Source organism: Streptomyces sp. CNZ287 (assembly GCF_007827615.1).
In genome coordinates, this window is record NZ_VISV01000024.1 from 67,678 (window position 1) to 89,595 (window position 21,918).

General features: G+C 76.2%; 13 protein-coding genes. 7 read left to right on the forward strand and 6 right to left on the reverse strand.

Translation table 11 applies throughout. The annotated features are described in order from the left end of the window. The first annotated feature begins 1 nt into the window (after window position 1). From gatB to FB457_RS36580, 5 genes are all read left to right on the forward strand, one after another. Window positions 2-1,495, forward strand: a complete 1,494-nt coding sequence (gene gatB / locus FB457_RS31465; protein WP_047018265.1) for an Asp-tRNA(Asn)/Glu-tRNA(Gln) amidotransferase subunit GatB — start codon at window positions 2-4, stop codon at window positions 1,493-1,495. A gap of 124 nt (window positions 1,496-1,619) precedes the next feature. Then, complete coding sequence (locus tag FB457_RS31470) at window positions 1,620-3,854, forward strand: MMPL family transporter (protein ID WP_145784062.1); 2,235 nt, start codon at window positions 1,620-1,622, stop codon at window positions 3,852-3,854. A 35-nt stretch (window positions 3,855-3,889) separates the two neighbouring features. After that, complete coding sequence (locus FB457_RS31475; RefSeq protein ID WP_047018267.1) at window positions 3,890-4,525, forward strand: hypothetical protein; 636 nt, start codon at window positions 3,890-3,892, stop codon at window positions 4,523-4,525. Window positions 4,526-4,559: 34 nt separating this feature from the next. Continuing rightward, a complete protein-coding gene (locus FB457_RS31480; RefSeq protein ID WP_052770480.1) occupies window positions 4,560-7,577 on the forward strand; it encodes a helix-turn-helix transcriptional regulator in 3,018 nt (1,005 codons plus the stop codon). Window positions 7,578-7,714: 137 nt separating this feature from the next. Then, window positions 7,715-8,062, forward strand: coding sequence for a hypothetical protein (locus FB457_RS36580; protein WP_347615210.1), 348 nt, complete (start codon window positions 7,715-7,717; stop codon window positions 8,060-8,062). 34 nt (window positions 8,063-8,096) lie between these two features. Here FB457_RS36580 and FB457_RS31490 read toward each other — a convergent pair whose 3' ends face one another. The 4 genes from FB457_RS31490 to FB457_RS35500 form a co-directional block, all read right to left on the reverse strand. Continuing rightward, window positions 8,097-11,117 (reverse strand): helix-turn-helix transcriptional regulator, encoded by a 3,021-nt coding sequence (locus FB457_RS31490; protein ID WP_078898457.1) that lies wholly within the window; start codon window positions 11,115-11,117, stop codon window positions 8,097-8,099. Between the two features lie 298 nt (window positions 11,118-11,415). Beyond that, the gene (locus FB457_RS31495) at window positions 11,416-11,646 is read right to left on the reverse strand and encodes a hypothetical protein (protein WP_145784063.1); all 231 of its coding nucleotides are present in this window, start codon (window positions 11,644-11,646) and stop codon (window positions 11,416-11,418) included. A 162-nt stretch (window positions 11,647-11,808) separates the two neighbouring features. Next, on the reverse strand, window positions 11,809-14,850 hold the full coding sequence (locus FB457_RS31500; protein WP_145784064.1) for a helix-turn-helix transcriptional regulator: 3,042 nt from the start codon (window positions 14,848-14,850) through the stop codon (window positions 11,809-11,811). A 2-nt stretch (window positions 14,851-14,852) separates the two neighbouring features. Further along, window positions 14,853-15,023: a hypothetical protein gene (locus FB457_RS35500; RefSeq protein WP_164492586.1), complete on the reverse strand. Its 171-nt coding sequence runs from the start codon at window positions 15,021-15,023 to the stop codon at window positions 14,853-14,855. A gap of 272 nt (window positions 15,024-15,295) precedes the next feature. Between FB457_RS35500 and FB457_RS31505 the strand changes: the two genes are divergently transcribed. Next, a complete protein-coding gene (locus FB457_RS31505) occupies window positions 15,296-18,370 on the forward strand; it encodes a helix-turn-helix transcriptional regulator (RefSeq protein ID WP_145784065.1) in 3,075 nt (1,024 codons plus the stop codon). Between the two features lie 172 nt (window positions 18,371-18,542). On the opposite strand, the gene FB457_RS31510 is transcribed toward FB457_RS31505, so the two are convergent. Both FB457_RS31510 and FB457_RS31515 read right to left on the reverse strand, forming a co-directional pair. Continuing rightward, a complete protein-coding gene (locus FB457_RS31510) occupies window positions 18,543-19,691 on the reverse strand; it encodes a PQQ-dependent sugar dehydrogenase (RefSeq protein WP_145784066.1) in 1,149 nt (382 codons plus the stop codon). Between the two features lie 187 nt (window positions 19,692-19,878). After that, a complete protein-coding gene (locus tag FB457_RS31515) occupies window positions 19,879-20,871 on the reverse strand; it encodes an aldo/keto reductase (RefSeq protein ID WP_047018273.1) in 993 nt (330 codons plus the stop codon). 121 nt (window positions 20,872-20,992) lie between these two features. Here FB457_RS31515 and FB457_RS31520 point away from each other — a divergent pair, with 121 nt between their 5' ends. Beyond that, a complete protein-coding gene (locus tag FB457_RS31520) occupies window positions 20,993-21,910 on the forward strand; it encodes a 2-hydroxyacid dehydrogenase (RefSeq protein ID WP_047018274.1) in 918 nt (305 codons plus the stop codon). Window positions 21,911-21,918 lie beyond the last annotated feature (8 nt).

Consider the following 21,918-nt stretch of genomic DNA (forward strand, 5'->3'; position numbering starts at 1 on the left):
TGTGACTGTCACGTACGAGGACGCCCTCGCGACGTACGAGCCGGTGCTGGGCCTGGAGGTCCACGTCGAGCTCGGCACCGCGACCAAGATGTTCTGCGGCTGCGCCACCGCGCTGGGCGCCGGGCCCAACACCCAGACCTGCCCCGTCTGCCTCGGCCTGCCCGGCGCGCTGCCGGTGGTGAACGAGACGGGCGTGGAGTCCGCGGTCAAGATCGGCCTGGCGCTCAACTGCGAGATCGCCGAGTGGTGCCGCTTCGCCCGGAAGAACTACTTCTATCCGGACATGCCGAAGAACTTCCAGACCTCGCAGTACGACGAACCCATCGCGTACGACGGCTACCTCGACGTCGAGGTCGACGGCGAGGTCTTCCGGGTCGAGATCGAACGCGCCCACATGGAGGAGGACACCGGCAAGTCCACCCACGTGGGCGGTGCCACCGGGCGGATCCACGGTGCCTCGCACTCGCTGCTGGACTACAACAGGGCCGGCATCCCGCTGATCGAGATCGTCACCAAGCCGATCACCGGCGCCGGCGCCAAGGCGCCCGAGGTGGCGAAGGCGTACGTGGCCGAGCTGCGGGAGCTGATCAAGGCCCTCGGCGTCTCCGAGGCCCGGATGGAGCAGGGCCAGATGCGCTGCGACGTGAACCTGTCGCTGATGCCGGCCGGCGCCACCGTCTTCGGCACCCGCAGCGAGACGAAGAACGTCAACTCGCTGCGCAGCGTCGAGCGCGCGGTGCGCTCCGAGGTCGTCCGGCACGCCGAAGTCCTCGACGGCGGCGGCAAGATCGTCCAGGAGACCCGCCACTTCCACGAGGACACCGGCACCACCACCTCGGGCCGTACCAAGGAGGAGGCGGAGGACTACCGCTACTTCCCCGAGCCCGACCTCGTGCCCGTCGCGCCCGCCCGGGCCTGGGTGGAGCAACTGCGCTCCGGGCTGCCGGAGCTGCCGCGGCTGCGCCGCAACCGGCTGCGCGAGGAGTGGGGCGTCTCCGCGCACGACATGCAGTCCATCCTCAACGCCGGGGCCATCGGCCCGATCGTCGCCACCATCGACGCGGGCGCGGACGCCACCGCGGCGCGCAAGTGGTGGATGGGCGAGCTGGCGCGGCGGGCCAACGAGGACGGCGTCGAGCTGGCCGCGCTGGCGATCACCCCGGAGCAGGTCGCGCGGGTGGCGGCGCTGGTCGCGGAGGGCAAGCTGAACGACAAGCTGGCCCGCCAGGTCATCACCGGCGTCCTGGACGGCGAGGGCACCCCGGACGAGGTCGTCGACAAGCGCGGTCTGGCCATCGTCAAGGACGAGGGCGCGCTCGGCGCCGCGGTCGACGAGGCCATCGCGGGCAACCCGGCCATCGCGGAGAAGATCCGCGGCGGCAAGGTGCAGGCGGCCGGGGCGCTGGTCGGCGCGGTCATGAAGGCAACCCGCGGCCAGGCGGACGCCGCCCGCGCCCGGGAGCTGATCATGGAGAAGCTGGGCGTAGCGGACTGATGATGTGAAAAAAGCCACTCATCGGACAAACGATCTCCCGCACCTGTAACAGTGGCAGCGCAGGTGCAGGAGTCTTTGAGGGCCGACCTCCCTGAAAGATCGTGAATATCCCAGGGAGCCGCCCGTGTCCGGTCTCGCCCGGTGGTGTCTCCGCCGCCGCCTGCTCGTCGTCCTGCTCTGGCTCGCCGCCTTCGCCGGGACCGCCGTCGCGGCGGCCCTGCTGGGGCCGGCGTACTCGAACGACTACGACGTCCCGGGCACCGAGTCCGGGCGGGTGCAGGTGCTCATGGCCGAGGCGTTCCCCGGCATGGACGGCGTCGCGGACTCCGTCGTCTGGCACGACGACGGCGGGGTCGGCGACGCGCAGACCAGGGAGCGGGTGGACGCGGCGCTGACGGAGATCGCCGGGCTGCCGGGGGTCTCGGAGGTGAGCGGCCCCTACGGCTCGTACGCCGCCGGCGAGGCGGGGGCCGCCACCGGGAACGGCGCCGGCGACGGCGGGGCGGTGAGCGCCGACGGGCGCACGGCGTACGCCACCGTCACCTACGACGGGGCCGTGGACGACCTGGTGACCGGAGACATCCGCAAGGTCGTGGACGCCGCGGAGACGGCGGCGGGCGACGGTCTGGAGGTCGCCGTGGGCGGCCCCGGGGCCGGGCTGCTCCAGGCGCCGTCCGTGCACTACGGCGAGGCCGTCGGGGTGGTCGTCGCGGCGGTCGTGCTCTTCGTCGCGTTCGGCTCGCTCGCCGCGATGGCGCTGCCGATCGCGACCGCGCTCGTCGGCGTCGGCACGGCGTACTGGTGCGTCACGCTCCTCGGCCACGCCATGGCCGTCGCCGACTTCGCCCCCATGCTCGGCATGCTCGTGGGCCTCGGCGTCGGCATCGACTACGCCCTGTTCATCGTCACCAGACACCGCCGCGGGCTGCGCGAGGGGCTGCCCGTGGGCCAGGCCGCGCAGCGCGCCGTGGCCACGGCCGGGCGGGCCGTGGTCTTCGCGGGCGTCACCGTGTGCATCGCGCTGCTCGGCATGCTCGTGCTGCGGCTGAACTTCCTCACCGGCGTCGCCGTCGCCGCCTCGCTGACCGTGGTGCTCACCGTCGCCGCCTCGATCACGCTGCTGCCGGCGCTGCTCGGCGTCATCGGGATGAAGGCCCTCAGCCGCCGCGAGCGGCGGGCGCTCGTCGAGCACGGCCCGCGGCCCGACGTCCCGCGCGGGCTCGCCGCCCGCTGGGCCGGTCTCGTGCAGCGCCGGCCGCGGCTGCTGGGCGCGCTCGCGCTGGTGCTCATGGGCGTCCTCGCGCTGCCCGTCGCCGCGCTCCACCTGGGCAGCTCCGACCAGGGCAACCATCCCGCGAGCGCCACCACCAGGCAGGCGTACGACATGATGGCCGGGGGCTTCGGCCCGGGCAGCAACGGCCCGCTCACGCTCGTCGCCCACCTCGACGGTGCGGGCGACCGGGTCGCCTTCGACTCGCTGCCCGAGACGCTGCGCGGCACCCCGGGCGTCGCCGACGCCACCGCCGCGGTGCACGGCAAGGGCGGCGGCACCGGGCTGATCACCGTCACCCCGGAGACCGCGCCGCAGGACGAGGCGACGTCGGACCTGGTGGACCGGCTGCGCTCGGACGTGCTACCGGAGGCCGCGGACGGCACGTCGATGCAGGTGCACGTGGGCGGCATCACGGCGGGGCAGGACGACTTCGCCGAGGTGATCGTCGACAAGCTGCCGCTCTTCGGCGGCGTCGTGATCGCGCTGGGCTGCCTGCTGCTGCTGGTGGCGTTCCGCAGCGTGGGCGTACCGCTGAAGGCCGCGCTGATGAACGTGCTGGCCGTGACGGCGTCCTTCGGGGTGGTGGTGGCGGTCTTCCAGTGGGGCTGGGGTGCCGGGCTGCTGGGGCTGGGCGCCACCGGGCCGATCGAGCCGTTCCTGCCGGTGATCATGATCTCGGTGCTCTTCGGGCTCTCGATGGACTACCAGGTCTTCCTGGTCAGCAGGATGTACGAGGAGTGGCGGGCGACCCGCGACAACCGGCGGGCGGTGCGGGTCGGGCTCGCCGAGACCGGCCGGGTCATCAACTGCGCGGCGCTCATCATGATCGCGGTCTTCTCGGCGTTCGCGCTGGGCGGGGACCGGATCATCGCGATGTTCGGGGTGGCGCTGGCCGCGGCGGTGGCGCTGGACGCCTTCGTGCTGCGCACGCTGCTGGTGCCGGCGCTGATGCACCTGCTGGGCCGGGCCAACTGGTGGCTGCCCGGCTGGCTGGAGAAGCGGCTGCCGCACATCGGCGTCGAGGGGCCGGGGGAGCCGGCGGCGGCCGAGCACATCCGGCTGCCGGAGGAGACGGCGGTGCGTTAATACTCCTCTCAGACGGGCCGCCTACGGTGCCCGGCATGATTGCACTATCGAAGACCGACCGGGCGGCCGGCGCCGCCGGGACCGACGCCGCGGACGCCACGGGGGTCGCCGGCACCGCGAAGACCGCGGACGCGCCGGCTGCCGACGAGGCCGCGTACGGCGACACGGAGACCGGCGACACGGCGGAGGCCGACGGGGCCGATGAGACCGGCGGGGCCGGGAAGGGCCCCGACGGCGACGAGCCAGGTGAGCTGCTCCCCGCCGCCCGCGCCTCCACCGGCGTCGCCGCCGGCGCCGCGGCCATCGTGGGCGCCGCCCTGGGCCTCGCCTCGCTCACCGGCACCTGGCTGGCCGACCTCGTCTCCGCCCGCCGGGAGCTGACCGGCCAGCTCGAGTCCGCCAACGGCACCGCCGCCGAGCAGATCTCCGCCGCGTACGGCACCCCCTGGCACACCATCGCCCTCTTCAACGGCCTCACCGCGGTCGTCGCCCTGATCGTGTCGGCGGCGGTGCTCGTCCGCCCGGCGTTCGGCGACAGCGGCCCGCGGCCCGTGGTGTGGGTACGGGCCGTGGCCGTCGCGGGGGTGGTGCTGGGCGCGCTCGGGCTGGTGATCGCGGCCGTCATGCGCTTCGACGTCTTCGCCGGCCTGCCCACCGTGCCCGGCCAGTGAGAAAACCGATTCCACGCTGTCAGTGCAGCGTGCGATGCTCGACAGCGTGCAGAGCCGAACGATCAGCCCGGTGTTCGCAGGCCGTCATGACGAGTTGAAGACCCTCGACGCCGCGCTCGCCCGCGCCGCGCTCGGCGAGCCGCAGGTGCTGCTCGTGGGGGGCGAGGCAGGCGTGGGCAAGAGCCGGCTGCTGGACGAGTTCCTGGAGGCGGCGCAGGGCGCCGGCGCGGTCACCGCGGTCGGCGGCTGTCTGGAGCTGGGCGCGGACGGCCTGCCCTTCGCGCCGTTCGCCACGGCGCTGCGCATGCTGCACCGCAAGGTCGGCGCCGAGCTGACGGAGCTGGCCGCGGGCCAGGAGCCGGTGCTCGCCCGGCTCCTGCCCGACCTGGGCCCGGTCACCGAGGAGCCGCACGGCCAGGACAGCCGGGCCCGGCTCTTCGAGCTGACCGTCGGCCTGCTGGAGCGGCTGGCCGCGGGGCGCACCGTGGTGCTGGCCCTGGAGGACCTGCACTGGGCGGACCGCTCCACCCGCGAGCTGCTCGGCTATCTCGTCCGCTCGGTCCAGGGCGCCCGCCTCGTGGTCCTCATGACGTACCGCTCGGACGACGTCCACAGGCGCCATCCGCTGCGTCCCTTCCTCGCCGAGCTGGACCGGCTGCGCTCCGTGCAGCGGCTGGAGCTGGCCCGGCTCAGCGAGGACGAGGTGCGCAGCCAGCTCGCCGGCATCCGCGGCGTCGCCGAGCCCGAGCGCGAGCTGACCGCCGAGGTGTACGCGCGCAGCGAGGGCATCCCCTTCTTCGTCGAGGAGCTGGCCCTCAGCGAGGACGCGGGCCGCCTCAGCGACTCCCTCCGGGATCTGCTGCTGGTACGGGTCGAGGCGCTGCCCGAGGGCGCCCAGCGCGTGGTGCGCCTCGCCGCGCGGAACACGCGCGTCCCGCACGCGCTGCTCGCCGTCGTCTCCGGACTCACCGAGGACGAGCTGATCGAGGGCCTCCGCGCCGCCGTCGGGGCGAACGTGCTGGTGCCCGACGAGGAGGGCGAGGCGTACCGCTTCCGGCACGCGCTGCTGCGCGAGGCCGTGCTCGACGACCTCCTGCCCGGCGAGCGCACCCGCCTCAGCAGGCGGTACGCGGAGGCCCTGGAGGCCGACCCCGGGCTGGTCGCGGCGGAGGAGCGGGCGACCCGCCTGGCGAGCTACTGGTACTACGCGCGCGATGCCGCCAAGGCCCTGCCCGCCGTGCTCCACGCCGCCCTGGAGACCCGCGCCCGGCACGCCTACGCCGAGCAGCTCAAGCTGCTGGAGCGGGCGCTGGAGCTGTGGGACGAGGTGTCGCCCGAGGAGCGCCGCGGGCTGCCTTCGCAGGGCGGCCTGGAGTCGTATCCGCCGTGCGGCTGCGGGGACCGGCCGGAGGAGATCGAGCTGCACCTGGTCGACCTGCTGGCGCACGCCGCGTTCGCGGCCCGGCTCGACCACCAGTGGGAGGCGGCGCTGAAGTTCGTGAAGAAGGCGCTCAAGGTCGTCGACGAGACGCAGGACCCGCTGCGCGCCGCCTGGTTCTGGCTGGAGCGCTCCAAGCTCATCGCGCTCGCCGGCCGCGGCGACGGCCGCGCGGAGCTGACCCGGGCGCACGAGCTGGTGCACGACCTGCCGGCCTCGGCCACCCACGCCGACGTGCTCGCGCAGGTGGCGATGTGGGAGCTGCTGCACGCCTCCGACCTGGACAGCATGGCGCTCGCCGAGCGCGCCGTCGAGCTGGCCAGGCAGGCGGGCGCCGGGGACGTCGAGCTGGGCGCGCGGATCACGCTGTGCACGCTGCGCTCGGCCAAGGGCGACTCCGACGCCTGGATCGCCGAGTTGTACGAGATACGGGACCTGGCCCGGCAGCGCGGCGCCCATCGCCAGATGGGCCGCGCGTGTATCAACCTCTGCGACGCGCTGGAGAAGGCCGGCCGGTCCGCGGAGGCGGTCGAGGCGGGCCTCGCCGGCATGAAGGACATGTACGGCCGCGGGCTGTACGACGCCGCGGCCTTCGCCGCGCTCAACGTGGTGGAGTCGCTGACCTCGCTGGGCGAGTGGGACCGCGCCGAGCAGATGCGCCAGGAGTGGAAGCGGCACGCGGCCGGGTCCCGCACCGGCGCGTCGGTGGCGCTGCGGCGGGCCCAGCTCGCGCTGCTGCGCGGGGAGTTCGAGCTGGTGCCGGAGCTGATCGCCGCGGCCCGCAGGTACCGGGGGCGCAACGACGGCGAGCCGCAGTACGAACTGCCGTTCGCCGCGGTGGAGATGAGCGCCCTGTGGACGCTGGGCCAGGCGCCGGAGGCGCTGGACCTGCTGGAGCGGCACCTGGCGCTGCTGCCGCTCTCCGGCCAGGAGGCGTACGTCTGGCAGCTCCTGGTCGCCGGCGCCCGGCTGGCGGGGGATGTCGCCGGGGTGCCGGGCGTGCCGGAGGCGCGGCGGGCGGAGATCGTGGCGCGGCTGGCGGACGCGGCGGCAGTCCTGCCGGCCGAGGGGCCGCCCTGGACGCCGTCGTCCCGCCTCTTCGCGGCGGAACTGGCCCGCGCCCGGGGGCTCGCCGACCCCGCCGTCTGGGCGGCGGCCGCCGCGGCGTACGAGCCGCTGGGCCACCCGCACACGCTGGCGCACATCGCGTACCGCCGGGCGGAGGCGCTGCTCGCCGGCGCCGCGGGCGGCGGCGCGGCGGCCCGCGACATCGCGGCCCCGCTGCTGGCCGAGGCGCACGCGACGGCGGTCCGCCTCGGCGCGGCCCCGCTCCGCGAGTCCGTGGAACACCTCGCGGGCCGCGCCCGCGTCCCCCTCGGCCGGGCGTCCCGTCCGCCGGCGGACCCGGTGGAGTCGCTGGGCCTCACGGCCCGCGAGACGGACGTGCTGCGGCGGGTGGCGGTGGGTCGGAGCAACCGCGAGATAGCGGAAGAGCTGTTCATCGCGCCGAAGACGGCGAGTGTGCACGTGTCGAACCTGATGGCGAAGCTGGGTGTGTCGAACCGGGGCGAGGCGGCCGCGATGGCCCACCGCCTGCGCCTCTTCGAGGACTGAGCCCGCGGCTTTCCTGATTCGGGTCACGCGTGGCCGGCCGGGACTGCCGGACTCGTACCGTGACGGGGGCCTCCGGGCGGTACAGGATGGCGGTCCGCGTCGAACGGGCGCGGCCGTCCGCGGAGAGGCCCGCGACCATGCCCGCCGAGCCGTCAGAGTCCGGAGACAGACCGGCGCCCCACACCCCGGCGGGGCCGCCCGCGTTACCCCGGACGCGGCTGCGCGTCCTCGCCGTCTTCCTCTCCTTCGGCCTGCTCCTGGGCGTGTTCCGCGTCGCGAGCGGCGACATCTGGGCCGGCATCGGCTTCCACGTCGCCTACCAGGCCGCCGCCCAGCTCTTCGTCGGCGAGGGCGCGGTCTTCGAGGTGTCGGGGGAGGGCGTGTTCGGCGTGCTCGCGCTCGGCGGCCCGCCGTTCCTCGCCGCCTGGGCGTATCTGGCCGGGCGGCACCGCGCCGCGCTCGACTGGTCCGCCACCGCGCCATAGCGCCGGCCGCCGCCCGGGGGCGTACGGCCGGGTGTCAGGCGCTCTCGAAGAGGCGCATCCGGTGCGCCACCGCCGCGGCCTCACCGCGGTTGGACACGCCGAGCTTCGCCATCAGGTTGGACACGTGCACGCTCGCCGTCTTCGGCGAGATGAACAGCTCCTCGGCGATCTGCCTGTTGCTCCGCCCCGCCGTGACCAGCCGCAGCACGTCCGTCTCCCGCGCCGTCAGCCCCAGCGCCTCCGCCGGATCGGCGGGCGCCGGTGCCTGCGCCGCCGCATCGCCGGGAGCCGCGAGCGGGATCCGCGCGCGCGCCGCCAACTGCTCGACGCCGTCGCGCAGCGGCGCCGCGCCCAGCGCCTCCGCCGCCGCGTGCGCCTGCCCGAGCAGCCGCGCCGCCCGCTCCCGTACAGGCACGGCCGCGCCGCCCGCGAGCAGCGCCTCCGCCCACCGGTAGCGCACCCAGCCCAGCTCGTGCGGCCGCTCCAGCGGCTCCAGCGCCGACGCCGCCGCCTCCCACAGGGCCACCTCGGAGCCGCCCCGCGCCCGGGCCAGCTCCGCGACGAAATACCGCTGCCACGCCACCCAGATCGGCGTCGGCGTGTCCAACTGCCCCGCCGCGCGCTCCAGCCGGTCCAGCAGCTCGTCGCGGCCCGCCGCCGTGCCCGGCAGCCCGCGCGCGTCGCCCTCGGCCGCCGCCGCGGAGACCAGGAGCTGCCAGAGATACGACTCGTGCCCCAGCTCCGGCAGCTTCACCAGCCCTTCGGCGAGCATCGCCCGCGCCTCGTCGTACCGCCCGCGCTCCATCAGGATCCGCGCCCCGATCTGCACCATGCGGTACGAGCCCTGCGGCTCCGCCCGGCTCGCGCCCGCGTCCTCGCGCGCCTCGGCGAGTAGTTCCCCGGCCCGGTCCACGTCCCCGCGGTAGAGCGCGAGCCAGGCAGCGGCGAGCCCTGCGAACGCGCGGGTACGGGCCTGGGCCCCGTACGACCGCAGCCGGGCCAGGTCCTGCTCGGCGGCGTCCCACTCGCCGACGGAGATCATCGCGTCGACCATGTTGCACCCGATGAAGGCGATCGAATCGCGCAGTCCCTGCTTCCTGGCCGCCGCGAGACCGCCGCGTGCCGCCTCAATGGCGTCGCGGGACCTGCCGGTCATCTCCAGCACGGACGCGAGGTTGTTGTGCGCCCGGCCGATGACGGTCGGGGCCCCGCTGCGGTCAGCGGCGTCGCGCAGCTCGTACAGCTCGGCGATGCCGCGCTCGACGTCGGCGGCGTGGGTGCGGAGCGTGGCCAGCGTGATCCGCGCGTGCAGCTCGACCTCCGCGGCGCCGACCAGCCGGGCCTGCTCCACCGCGCTCTCCGCCAGTGGGATGCTCGCCGGATCGGGGCTGTGCAGCATCTTCCAGAGCGCGGCCGTCGCCAGCACGTCCGCCTTCACCGGCGACGGCGGCCGGTCCGCCACCAGCTCCTGCGCCTTGCCCAGCTCCGCCCAGCCGTCGGCGCCGCCGCTGTTCACGACCTGCCACTGCCGCTCCAGCCAGAACCACGCCGCCCGCTCCGGCTCCGCCTCCTCGTCGAGCAGCTCCAGCGCCCGGCGGGTGAGCGTGCGCGCCTGCTCGTGCGAGTCGTCGAGCCGGGCGGCGACGGCGGCCTCGGCGAGCAGGTCGACGAAGTGCAGGTGGGGCTGGTCGGCGCAGCGGCACAGCGGATACGACTCGGCGTAGCGCGCCGCGGGCAGCTCGCGCAACTGCTCCTCCGGCACCTCGTCCCACAGCTCGACGGCCCGCCGCAGCAGGGCCAGTTGCTCGGCGAACGCGTGCCGCACCCCCGCCTCGTCGGCCGCCTTGAGCGCGGCGGGCAGCGCCCGGGCCGGGTCGCGGGCCGCGTACCAGTGGCTGGCCAGCCGGGCGGCGTGCTCCTCCGGGCGGACCAGCGAGGGGTCGGCCGCCAGCGCCTCCGCGTAGCGCCGGTGCAGCCGGGAACGCTCGCCGGGCAGCAGGTCGTCCCCGGTGGCCTCGCGGAGCAGCGCGTGCCGGAAGCGGTAGCTGTCGGCGCCGGGGCCGCCCGCCGCGGGCATCAGGATGCCGGCGTCGACCGCGGGCCGCAGCGCCTCGATCAGCTCCTCCTCGTCCTGCCCGGACACCGCGAGCAGCAGCCCGAACTCCACGGTCGAGCCGGCCTCCGCGGCGGTCCGCAGCACCCGCTGCGTCGCCTCCGGCAGCGCCTCGACCCGGACGAGCAGCAGGTCGCGCAGCGACTCCGACAGCGCGTCCGGCGAGCCGCCGCAGTCCAGCAGGGCGGTCAGCTCCTCGACGAAGAAGGGATTGCCGTCCGAGCGCTGGAAGATCGTGTCCACCAGGTGGGGCAGCGGCCCGGCGCCGCGGATCGCGGTGAGCTGGCCGATCACCTCCTGCCGGGAGAAGCGCGCCAGCTCCAGCCGCTGCACTGTGCGCAGCCGCTCCAGCTCGGCGAGGAAGGGGCGCAGCGGGTGGCGGCGGTGGATGTCGTCCGAGCGGTACGTGCCCAGCAGCACGACGCGGGCGCCCTGCAAGGACCGGATGAGGTAGCCGAAGAGCTCGCGGGTGGAGCGGTCCGACCAGTGCAGGTCCTCCAGCACCAGCACCACCGTCCGCTCGGCGGCCAGCTTCTCCAGCAGCCGGGCGGCGTGCTCGAAGAGCCGGGCCTTGGCCTCGACGTCGTGCCGGTCCCCGGGCTCCTCCCCGCCGCCGGCACCCGCCAGCTCGGGCAGCAGCCGGGCCAGCTCGGCCTCGCCGCCGCGGGCGGCCCGCACCAGCTCGTCGCCGAGCGCGCGGTGCAGCGCGCGCAGCGCGGTGGCGAACGGCGCGAACGGCAGCCCCTCGGCGCCCAGCTCCAGACAGCCGCCGACGGCCACCACCGCGCCGGCCCGCTCGGCGCGGCCGGCGAACTCCTCCACCAGCCGGGTCTTGCCCACCCCGGCCTCGCCGCCGACCAGCAGGGCCTGCGGCGTGCCGGCACCGGCCCGCTCCAGGGCGGCGCCGAGGGAGCGCAGCTCGTCGGCCCGGCCGACGAGCACGGGGCTCACGCACGAGATCGTCACAGTGGAGAGCATCGCACAGCCTTACGACACGGCGGCAGCGCGGCGAAGCCGCGGGGGAGGGACCGCGGACGACGAGAGCGCCCGGCCCGCGATGCGCGGGTGGGCGCTCTGTGGTCCGGTCCGGGCGAGCGGGGCCAGGGCCGGTCTTCGGTGGGGGCGGCGGCCGCTGTCCGGCGGGGCAGCGGCCGGCCGCCCGGGGTCCTCGGGTCCCGCGGCGGGGCCCCGTCTCCCCGCGGCCCGGACCGTACGGCGATCCGCCGCACCGTACGGCACGTCAGGCCGCCTTCACCCAGCGGGCCAGGACGCGCGCCCGGCGGGCCGCGCGGCGCTGCTCCCGGCGGGCGACGGCGGCCTCGCGGGCGAGGCGGTACTGCGCCGCCTCGCGGCGCAGGTCGGCGGAGCGGGTCTCGTGCATCTGGTACGCGAACATCTCGTTCTCCCCTGCGTTCGGGCTGGTCTCCTGCGGTGTGATTCCAGCTTCGCGGCCCAGGGGGGTCCGCCACATCGGGAGACTTCCGCATCTCCGGGCGCCGCCCGCCTTACCCGGGGCGCCTACGCGCGCGTACATGCCTAAGGCCCCCGGGGATTCGCGCCGCCGGGGGCCTCAGGTGCCTTAGAGCCGCCGCCACCTCGGCCGGAGCCGGGCGGCGGGTCGCGGCCGTCCGTCCTACGCGTCCTCGAAGAGCCGGAGGCGGTGTGCCGTCGCGGCGGCTTCGCCGCGGGCGGAGACGCCGAGTTTGGCCATCAGGTTGGACACGTGCACGCTCGCCGTCTTCGGCGAGATGAACAGCTCCTCGGCGATCTGGCGGTTGCTGCGTCCCGCCGTCACCAGCCTCAGCACCTCCTGCTCCCGCGACGTGAGCCCCAGCGCCCGCACCGGGTCCGCCGGGGCCGGGTCCGGGCCGCCGAGGGAGACCCGGGCGCGGGAGGCAAGCGCCGTGACCGCCGTGCGCAGGGGGACCGCGCCCAGGGCGCCGGCCGCCGCGTGGGCGTCGGCGAGGAGGGGCGCGGCGCCCTCCCGGTCGCCGGTGGCCAGCAGCGCCTCCGCCCACCGGTGCCGCACCCGGGCCAGCTCGTACGGCCGGTCCAGCGGCTCGAACGCGGCCGCCGCCGCGGCCCACGGCGCCGGGTCGGGGTCGCCGGCGGCGCGGGCCAACTGCGCGCGCAGGAGCAGCGCGTGCGCCGCCCACACCGGCGCCGAGCAGGACAGTCCCGCCGCCGCCGTGCGGATCCGCGCCAGCGCCGCGGCCGTGCCCCGGGCGAACGCCGGCACCCGCCGCCCGTCCCCCTCGGCCTCCGCCGCCACCTCAAGCAGCAGCCACGCGTACCGGTGCACGCCCGGCGCCAGACCGGCGTCGACGGTGCGGGCGGCCTCCTCGCGGGCGCCCGTCAGGTCGCCGCGCGCCGCCGCGACCGACGCCGTCAGCGTGCTCAGCGGGATCGCCATCTGCGGCTGCGTCTGCTGCGGCCCGAGCCGGTCGCGGGCGGTGGCCAGCAGCGCCTCCGCCCGCGCCACGTCGCCGCGGAACAGCGCGAGACGAGCGCGGGCCTGGACGAGGTTGCCGTACGTCAGGGCGACGACCGCGTCCCGCTCCGCCCGGTCGGCGACGCGCTCCGCCTCGTCCCAACGGCCCATCGCCACCAGGGAGTCCACCTGGTTGCCGAGCGAGAAGGCCACCTTGTCGCGCCGCCCGCGGCTCGCCGCCGCCCGCGCCGCGTCCGCGGCGACCTCCGCCGCCTCCCGGGAGCGGCCCAGGTTCTCCAGCGCCGCGGCCAGGTTCAGCTCCGCGCGCGCCGCCGCCGTGTAGTCGCCGCTGCGCCGGGCCCGGTCGCGGGCCTCGCGCAGGATGCCGACGCCCACCTCCTCCCGGCCGGAGTCCTCCAGGTGGATGCCGAGGGTCACCTGCGCGTTCAGCTCCAGGTTCTCCTCGCCGGCCGCCGCGGCGGTACGTACCGCGAGCTCGGCCGCCGCCAGCCCCTCGGGCCGGCCCGGCCGGTGCAGCATCTCCCAGCTCGCCGCGGCCGTCAGCACCAGCGCCGGGACCCGCGACGGCGGCAGGTCGCGTACCAGCAGCAGCGCGTGGTCCAGCTCCGCGCGGCCGTCGCCGCGCGCCAGGTCCTCCACCAGCCAGTGCCGCTGCACCCAGAACCACGCCGCGCGCAGCGGCTCCGCGGCCTCGTCGATGGCCTCCAGCGCGCGCCGGGTGAGCGCCAGGGCCCGTTCCCGCTCGTCCGCGAGCCGGGCGGCGACGACGGTCTCGGCGAGCAGGTCCAGCTCGGTGAGGGGGGTGTCCGCCGCGCCCGTCTCGAAGTCCTCGATGCGGTCCGCGGGCCGCAGCCGGGCGCGGATCTCCCGCGGTACGTCGTCCCACAGCTCCATCGCGCGCTTCAGCAGTTCGTACTGCTCGGCGAAGGCGTGCCGGCAGCGCGCCTCCACCGCCGCCGCCAGCACCGCGGGCAGCGCCCGGGTGCTGTCCCGGCCGTGGTGCCAGTGGCGGGCGATGCGGGTGAGCCGCTGCTCGGCCCGGACGAGCGTGGGGTCGGCCTGGAGCACCTCCGCGTAGCGGCGGTTGAGCCGGGAGCGCTCGCCGGGCAGCAGGTCGTCGCGGACCGCCTCGCGCAGCAGTGCGTGCCGGAAGCGGTACGACTCGCCGTCCTCGTCGGGTACGAGCACGTTGTGGGCGACGGCCTCGCGCAGCGACTCCAGCAGCGCGTCCTCGCCCTCGCCGCTGACCGCGGCGAGCAGCGCGTGCTCCGCGTGGCTGCCGGCCTCGGCGGCGACCCGCACCACCCGCTGGGCCGGCTCGGTCAGCCGCTCGACCCGGACGAGCAGCAGGTCCCGCAGCGACTCGCTGAGGCTGCAGTCGGGGTTGGCCGACAGCTCCTCGACGAAGAAGGGGTTGCCCTCGCTGCGCCGGAAGATGTCGTCGGCGTGGGTGGGCGCCGGCACGGTGCCGTGGATGCCGGTGAGCTGGGCGGCGACCTCGTCGCGGCTGAGCCGCGCCAGCTCGATGCGGCGCACGGAGCGCAGCCGGTCCAGCTCGGCGAGGAACGGGCGCAGCGGGTGGCGGCGGTGGATGTCGTCGGAGCGGTACGTCGCCAGCACCAGGAGCCGGGTGGCCTGCATGGTGCGGAAGAGGAAGGAGAGCAGTTCGCGGGTGGAGCGGTCGGACCAGTGCAGGTCCTCCAGGGCGAGGACGACGGTGCGGTCCGCGGCCAGCCGCTCCAGGCTCTGCGCGGTCAGCTCGAAGAGGCGGGTGCGGCCGTCGCGCTCGTGCGGCGGGGCGCCGGCCGGGGGCGCGTACGAGGAGTCGGGCAGCAGCCGGGACAGCTCCTCCTCGCGGCCGCCGACGGCCGCGGCGATCGCCTCGTCGCCCAGCTCGCGCTGGAGGGCGCGCAGGGCGGTGGTGAACGGGGCGAACGGCAGCCCGTCCGCGCCCAGCTCGACGCAGCCGCCGGCCGCGGTCACCGCGCCCGCGGCCCGCGCCGCGGTCAGGAACTCCTCCACCAGGCGGGTCTTGCCCACCCCGGCCTCGCCCGCGACGACGAACGCCTGCGGCTCGCCCGCGGAAGCGCGGGCGAGCGCGGCGTCGAGCGTCTCGAGTTCTTCCGTGCGCCCGGCGAGTACAGGGCTGAGGCGGACGGCTCTCACGCCGCCGAGGATGTCATGCGCCTCGGCCCCGGCGACAGGTGCCGGCGGGGCGGCCATCCTCAGGCCGCCTTCACCCAGCTCCCGCGGCGGGCGGCGGCCCCGCCCGGGTCGCCGGCCGCGCCGCGGCGGCGCTCCCGGCGGGCGGCGGTGGCGCCGCGTGCCATCCGGTACTGCTCCGCCTCGCGGCGCAGCTCGGCGGACCTGGCCCGGTGGATCTCGTAGTCGTACATATTCGCTCCCCTGTGAGTCGGCTTCCTCGCCGTGTTCTCCCTGTGCCTCAAGACTCGTCTCCCAGGCGGGTGCGGCGCATCGGGCGACTTCCTCATCTCTCCGCGCCCGGCGCCTTAGATGCCCGCCCCGGCCGGGCCCCGCGGCCTAAGGCCCCTCTTACGGGCGCCGAGGACCCCCTCATACGGCCCTCCAGCGGCCCCCCGCGGCCCCGGCCGCGCCCGGTTCCCCGGCGACCTCCGGGCCGGCGCCGCGCCCGGCCGCGTGACGTGCGATGCTCGGTCGCGTGGAGTCCCCGGAGCCCTCGGAGCCGGCAGGCGCGGACGCCGGCACGCGCACCGGCGCCCGGGTCTTCGTCGGCCGCGCCGCGGAGCTGGGCGCGCTGACGGAGGCGTACGAGCGGGCCGCCGCGGGGGAGCCGTGCGCCGTGCTCGTCGGCGGTGAGGCGGGCGTCGGCAAGTCCCGGCTGGTGGAGGAGTTCCTGGCGCGCGCCGAGGCCGCCGGTGCGGTCACCGCCGTCGGCAACTGCATCGAGTCCGGCGCCGACGGCCTCCCCTTCGCGCCCTTCTCCACCGCGCTGCGCGCCCTGCGCCGCCGCCTCGGCGACCGGCTGGACGAGGCCGTCGCCGGGCAGGAGGGCGAGCTGGCCCGGCTGCTGCCCGAGCTGGGGCCGATCCCCGACGTGCCGGCGGCCGCCCAGGGCGAGGCCGGGCGGGCGCGGCTGTACGAGCTGGCCGCCCGGATGCTGGAGAAGCTGGCCGGCGAGCGGGTGCTCGTGCTGGTCGTCGAGGACCTGCACTGGGCCGACCACTCCACCCGCGAACTCCTCGGCTACCTGCTGCGCTCCGTCCAGGCCGCCCGGCTGCTCGTCGTCGCCACCTACCGCTCCGACGACCTGCACCGCCGCCACCCGCTGCGCCCCGGCCTCGCCGAGCTGGACCGGCTGCGCGGCGTCCGCCGGTTCGAGCTGGCCCGGTTCAGCCGCGACGAGGTGCGCAGCCAGCTCGCCTGGCTGCGCGGCGGCGAGCCGCCGGAGGACCTGGTGGCGGAGGTCTACGGGCGCTCGGACGGCAACGCGTTCTTCGTCGAGGAGCTGGCCGCGGGCCTCGGCGCCGGCACGGGCGGCAGGGGCGGCCCGGTCGCCGGGCGCCCCGCGGGCGGGATCGGCGAGTCGCTGCGCGACCTGCTGCTCGTACGGGCCGAGGCGCTGCCGGACCCCGCCCGCCGGATCGTCGCACTGGCCGCGGTCGGCGGCGACCGCGTCGACACCGCGCTGCTCGCCTCCGTCTCCGGGCTCGGCGAGGACGCCCTCTTCGACGCGCTCCGGACCGCCATCGGCGCCGGGGTGCTGCTCCCGGCGGACGAGCGGGTGGACGCGTACCGCTTCCGGCACGCCCTGATGCGCGAGGCCGTCTCCGAAGACCTGCTGCCCGGCGAACGCGCCCGCCTCAGCCGCCGCTTCGCCGAGGCGCTGGAGGCCGACCCCGCCCTCGTACGGGCCGACGAGCGCCCCGCGCGGCTGGCCGGCTACTGGTATCTGGCCGGCGATCCCGCCCGCGCCCTGCCCGCCGTCCTCGCCGCCGCCGCGGACGCCCGCGCCCGGCACGCCTTCGCCGACCAGCTCGCGCTGCTGGAGCGGGCCGTCGCGCTGTGGGACGAGGCGCCGCCCGCCTCCCGTACCGTGCCGGACTCCGGCGGCGCCTACCCGCGCGCCGAGGAGCCCGAGTTCGCCGACCTGCTGGCCGAGACGGTGTTCGCGGCCCGGCTCGCGTCCGCGTACGGCAGGGCGATCACGCTCGGCGACCGGGCGCTGCGGCTGCTCGGCACGCGCGCGCCGCTGCGCGCCGCGTGGTTCCGCGTCGAGCGCGCCCGCTGCGTCCAGGGCCTCGGCCGCGGCGACGGCTGGGCGGACCTGGACCGGGCGCAGGAACTGGTCCGCGGCCTGCCGCCGTCGCCGGTACATGCGCAGGTGCTCGCCGAGGTCGCCAACTGGCAGGCGATGCACACCCCCGGCGGCGGCGCGATCGAGGCCGCGGAGCGCGCCGTACAACTGGCCCGGCTGGTCGGCGCCGAGGAGACCGAGCTGACCGTGCGCATCCCGCGGGCCTGGATGATGGTCGACTCCGGCGATGTCGAGGGCGGCATCGCGGAGTTCCACGCGGTACGGGAGCGGGCGGTGGCCGACGGCCTCGTGGTGGCCGCGGCCCGGGCGTACGCGAACCTGCCCTCGGCCCTCGAAGGCGTCGGCAGGTCCGCGGAGTCGCTCGCCGCGGCCGAGGAGGCGATCGCGATGCTGGCCGACTCGGGGCTGGCCACGTACCTCTCGCTCAGCCACGGCAACCGCGCCAACGCGCTGCTGTCGCTCGGCCGCTGGGACGAAGCCGAGGAGGCCGTGGACGCGCAGTTCCGCACCGCGCGCAGCACGCAGTTGCGCGGTAGCGCGCTGCTGGACCGGGCGCTGCTGGCGCTGCTGCGCGGGGACTACGCCGTCGTGCGCGGCGAACTCGCCGCGGCCCGCGAGGAGTTCGGCAACGACCGGCAGCCGCAGTACGAGCTGCCGCGGGCCGGGATGACGATCCGGCTGGCCGCCGCGGAGGGGCGGGTCGCCGACGTGCGCGCCGCGTTCGGGCAGGCCGTCGGCGACGGGCTGCGGCTGGGCATGCAGCGCTACGCCTGGCCGCTGCTGTACGCCACCGCGGGCGCCGAGGCCCGGCTGCGCGGGCTGCCCGCGGCCGAGACGGGCCGGCCCGCGGCGCTGGCCGCGATCCGCGCGGCGATGCGCAACCTGCCGCGGTTCGCGCCGCCGTGGGAGGCGCTGGCGCTGATGACGGAGGCGGAGCTGTGCGCGGCCGAGGGCCGCGACGCGACGGCCCGCTGGGCGGAGGCCGAGGCGGCGTGGGCGGAGCTGGAGTGGCCGTACGAGCAGGCCGTGACCCGCTACCGCTGGGCGGAGTCGGCGCTCGCGGGCGGCCAGGCCGCGGCCGCCGCCCGGGACGGCGCGGCGCGGGTGCTGCGGCTCGCGTACGACACGGCGAGGGACCTCGGCGCGGCCGGGCTCGTCCGCGACGCGGAGGCCCTGGCTGCCCGCGCCCGGATCGCCCTGACCGCGGCCGCCGCCCCGGCGGAACCGGAGGATCCGGCGGAGTCGCTGGGGCTGACGGCGCGGGAGGCGGACGTGCTGCGGCTGGTGGCGGCGGGGCGGAGCAACCGGCAGATCGCCGAGGAGCTGTTCATCTCGCCGAAGACGGCGAGTGTGCACGTGTCCCACATCCTGGCGAAGCTGGGGGTGGCGGCGCGGGGCGAGGCGGCGGCGGTGGCGCACCGGCTGCGGCTCTTCGAGGGCGCCTGAGTCTTCGCCCCAGCACGTCTGCCCGCGTACGCCTCCTGGCGTACGCGTTCCGGGCGGGGCCCAGGCCCTGTCTGGCAGATCCCGCCTGCGTCCGGGGGTACCGCCCACGCGCGCTTGCGCGCTGTGGGGGAGCCCGCCCAGAGGGCGGACGGCGCTATGTGCCGGACAGGGCCTAGCTGACCTCCAGCCGCAGGATGCGGTCGTCGCCCTTCTCCGGCGTGCCGCGCAGGTCCGTCTCGTTGGTCATCAGCAGCAGATCGCCGTCCGACGCCCGCTGCACCGTGCGCAGCCGCCCGTACGTGCCGTCGAAGAACGCCTGCGGGTCCGCCGCCGCCTTTGTGCCGTCCAGCGGGATCCGCCACAGCCGCTCGCCGCGGAGCGACGCCATCCAGATCGACCCGTCCGCGAACGCGATGCCGCTCGGCGAGGCGTCCGGGGTGGGCCACTGCACGACGGGGTCGACGAAGCCGTCGCGGTTCTCCTTGCCCTCGACCTCGGGCCAGCCGTAGTTCTTCCCCGGCTCGATGAGGTTCAGCTCGTCCCACTTCTGGTCGCCGAACTCCGCCGCCCACAGCCGCTTGTCGTCGTCCCAGGCCAGCCCCTGCACGTTGCGGTGGCCGTACGAGTACACCACCGAGCCCGCCTCCGGGTTGCCGCGCGCCGGCTCGCCGTCGGGCGTCATCCGCAGGATCTTGCCGCCCAGCGAGTCCATGTCCTGCGCCAGCGCCGGCTCGCCGGCCTCGCCGGTGCCCACGTACAGCATCTTGTCCGGGCCGAACGCGATCCTCCCGCCGTTGTGCCGGCCGCCCTTGGGGATGCCGCGGAAGACGGTGTCCGGCGCGCCCAGCCGGTTGCCCTCCGCCCCGTCCGAGTCGTACGTCATCCGTACGATGCGGTTGTCGCTGTCGGAGGTGAAGTAGGCGTAGAGCATCTCGTCGGCGCCGAGCGCGAGTCCCAGCAGGCCGCCCTCGTTGCCCGGCTCGCGCTGCACGCCCGGCACCTCGCCGGCCTCGGTGACCTTCCCGCCCCCGGCCGCCACGTGGTAGACGGTGCCGGTGTCGCGGGAGGAGACCAGCAGGTCGCCGCCGGGCAGCTCGGCCAGGCCCCACGGGGTCTCCAGGTTCTCGGCGACGGTGCCGACGACCTTCGCGGAGCCCTTGGCCGGCGGCGGCTCGCCCCCGTCGGTGGCGCCGCCGCTGCCGGCGGGGGCGGTGGAGGACGACGCGTCCTTCCCGCCGGCCCCGTCGTCGTCGCCCGACGAGCAGCCTGCGGCGAGCACGAGTGCGGCGGCGGCCACGGCGGTGAAGGCGCGGGCTCTCACGGGACGGTTCTCCTTCGGCGGGCGGCGGCCGGAACGTACCCAGCACATCACAACCGGGCGTACACCGCGCGCCGGTGGGGCGTTCCCGCCCGTACCGACGGGCGTCACGCGTCCGTACGAGCCCGCCCGCCCGCGCGCGTACGCACCGGCCGCCCGGCGGCCCCCGGCCGGAAGGCCGTCCGCGCGGCTACTCCCACGATCCCTGCGCCGGCGGCAGCGCCGCGATCTCCGCCAGGTCCGCGGGCCCCAGCCGCAGCCCCGCCGCCGCGGCGTTCTCCACCGACCACCGCGCCCGCTTCGCCCCCGGCACCGGGACCACGTGCGCCCCCTGCGCCAGCACCCACGCCAGCGCCGCCTGCGCCGGCGTCGCGCCGTGCCGCTCGGCGACCCGGCGCAGCCCGGCGACCACCGGCTGGTTCGCCGCCATCATCTCGGCGGTGAACCGCGGGTGCCTGGCCCGTATGTCGTCCGGCTCGAAGCCCTGCCCCGGCGTCAGCGTGCCGGTGAGGAACCCGTGCCCCAGCGGCATCGCCGCGAGGAACCCGACCTGCCGCGCCTCGCACCACGGCAGCAGGCTCGCCAGCGCCTCCGGCGACCAGACCGACAGCTCCGCCTGCACGCTGCTGACCGGGAACACCTGCTGCACCCGGCCCAGCCGGCGGATCGTCGCGTCGTACATCCCGCCGCCCGCCCGGCGGTCCGCCCGCGCGCCGACCGCGCAGAACCCCAGCGAGCGCACCTTGCCCGCCGCCACCAGCTCGGCCATCGCCCCCCAGGTCTCCTCGACCGGGACCTCCGGGTCCTCGCGGTGCAGTTGGTACAGGTCGATGACGTCGGTCTGGAGCCGGCGCAGCGAGGCGTCGCAGGCGCGCCTGACGTACGCGGGGCGGCCGTTGGCGACGACGTGCTGCTCGCCGACGAGGAGGCCGACCTTGGTGGAGACGAACGCGTCCGCGCGCCGCTCCTTGAGCACCCGGCCGACCAGCAGCTCGTTGGTGAACGGCCCGTACATGTCGGCGGTGTCCAGCAGGCTCACGCCGGCGTCGAGCGCCGCGCACACGGCGCGTACGGACTCGTCGCCCTGCTGCCGTGACGTGCTGTACGCCCAGCTCATCGGCATGCAGCCGAGGCCGACCGCGCCCACCTCCAGGGCCGCCGCCCCGATCGTCCTGCGCTCCACGCAAGGCACACTAAACCCTGGCGCCGACACCCGGCCGGCGGCTTCCGGCCGCCGCACGCCCTCCTCACGCCCCGCGCGCCCGCGTCGATCACCTAGCCTCGTACCCATGAGCGATGGACAGGTGTGGCTGCCGATTCCGCCGGACCAGATCACCGGTCTGCCGCCGGAACTCGACTACGTCCACTGGGACGCCGAGCCCGAGTTCCCCGCGGACCCGGCGGACTGCGTGTTCCTGGTGGCCCCCTACATGCGCCGGATCACGCACGACCCGGTGCCGCGGATGACGGCGCTGAAGGTGCTGCAGACGCTCACCGCCGGGGTCGACGACTTCCTGCCCAGGCTGTCCACGCTGCCGCCGGGGACCCGGCTGTGCAACGCCCGCGGCGTGCACGAGGCGTCGACCGCGGAGCTGGCGCTCGCGCTCACCCTCGCCTCGCTGCGCGGCATCCCCGACTTCGTCCGTAACCAGGACGCGGAGGAGTGGCGCGGCGGCTTCCACCCGTCGCTCGCCGACAAGACCGTGCTGATCCTCGGCTACGGCGCCATCGGAGGCGCGGTGGAAGACCGGCTTGCGGGCTTTGAGTGCGAGCGGGTCATACGCATCGCGCGCTCCCCGCGCACCACACCGCGCGGCCCTGTCCACGCCCTCGACGGCGTAGGGGAGTTGCTGCCCGCCGCCGACGTGGTGATCGTGACGACCCCGCTGACCGACGCCACCCGCGGCCTCGTCGACGCCGGGTTCCTGGCCCGGATGAAGGACGGCGCGCTGCTCGTGAACGTCGCCCGCGGTGCCGTCGTCGACACGAAGGCCCTGCTGGACGAGGTGACACCGGGCCGGCTGCGGGCCGCGCTCGACGTGACGGACCCCGAGCCGCTGCCGCCGGGGCACCCGCTGTGGCATGCAGCGGGAGCGCTGATCAGCCCGCACACCGGCGGGCCCACGTCCGCCTTCCGGCCGCGTGCGGAGAGGCTGCTGCGTGCCCAGTTGCGGCGGTTCGCCGCAGGTGAACCGGTGGAGCACGTGGTCGCCGTTGCCTGATGGACAAC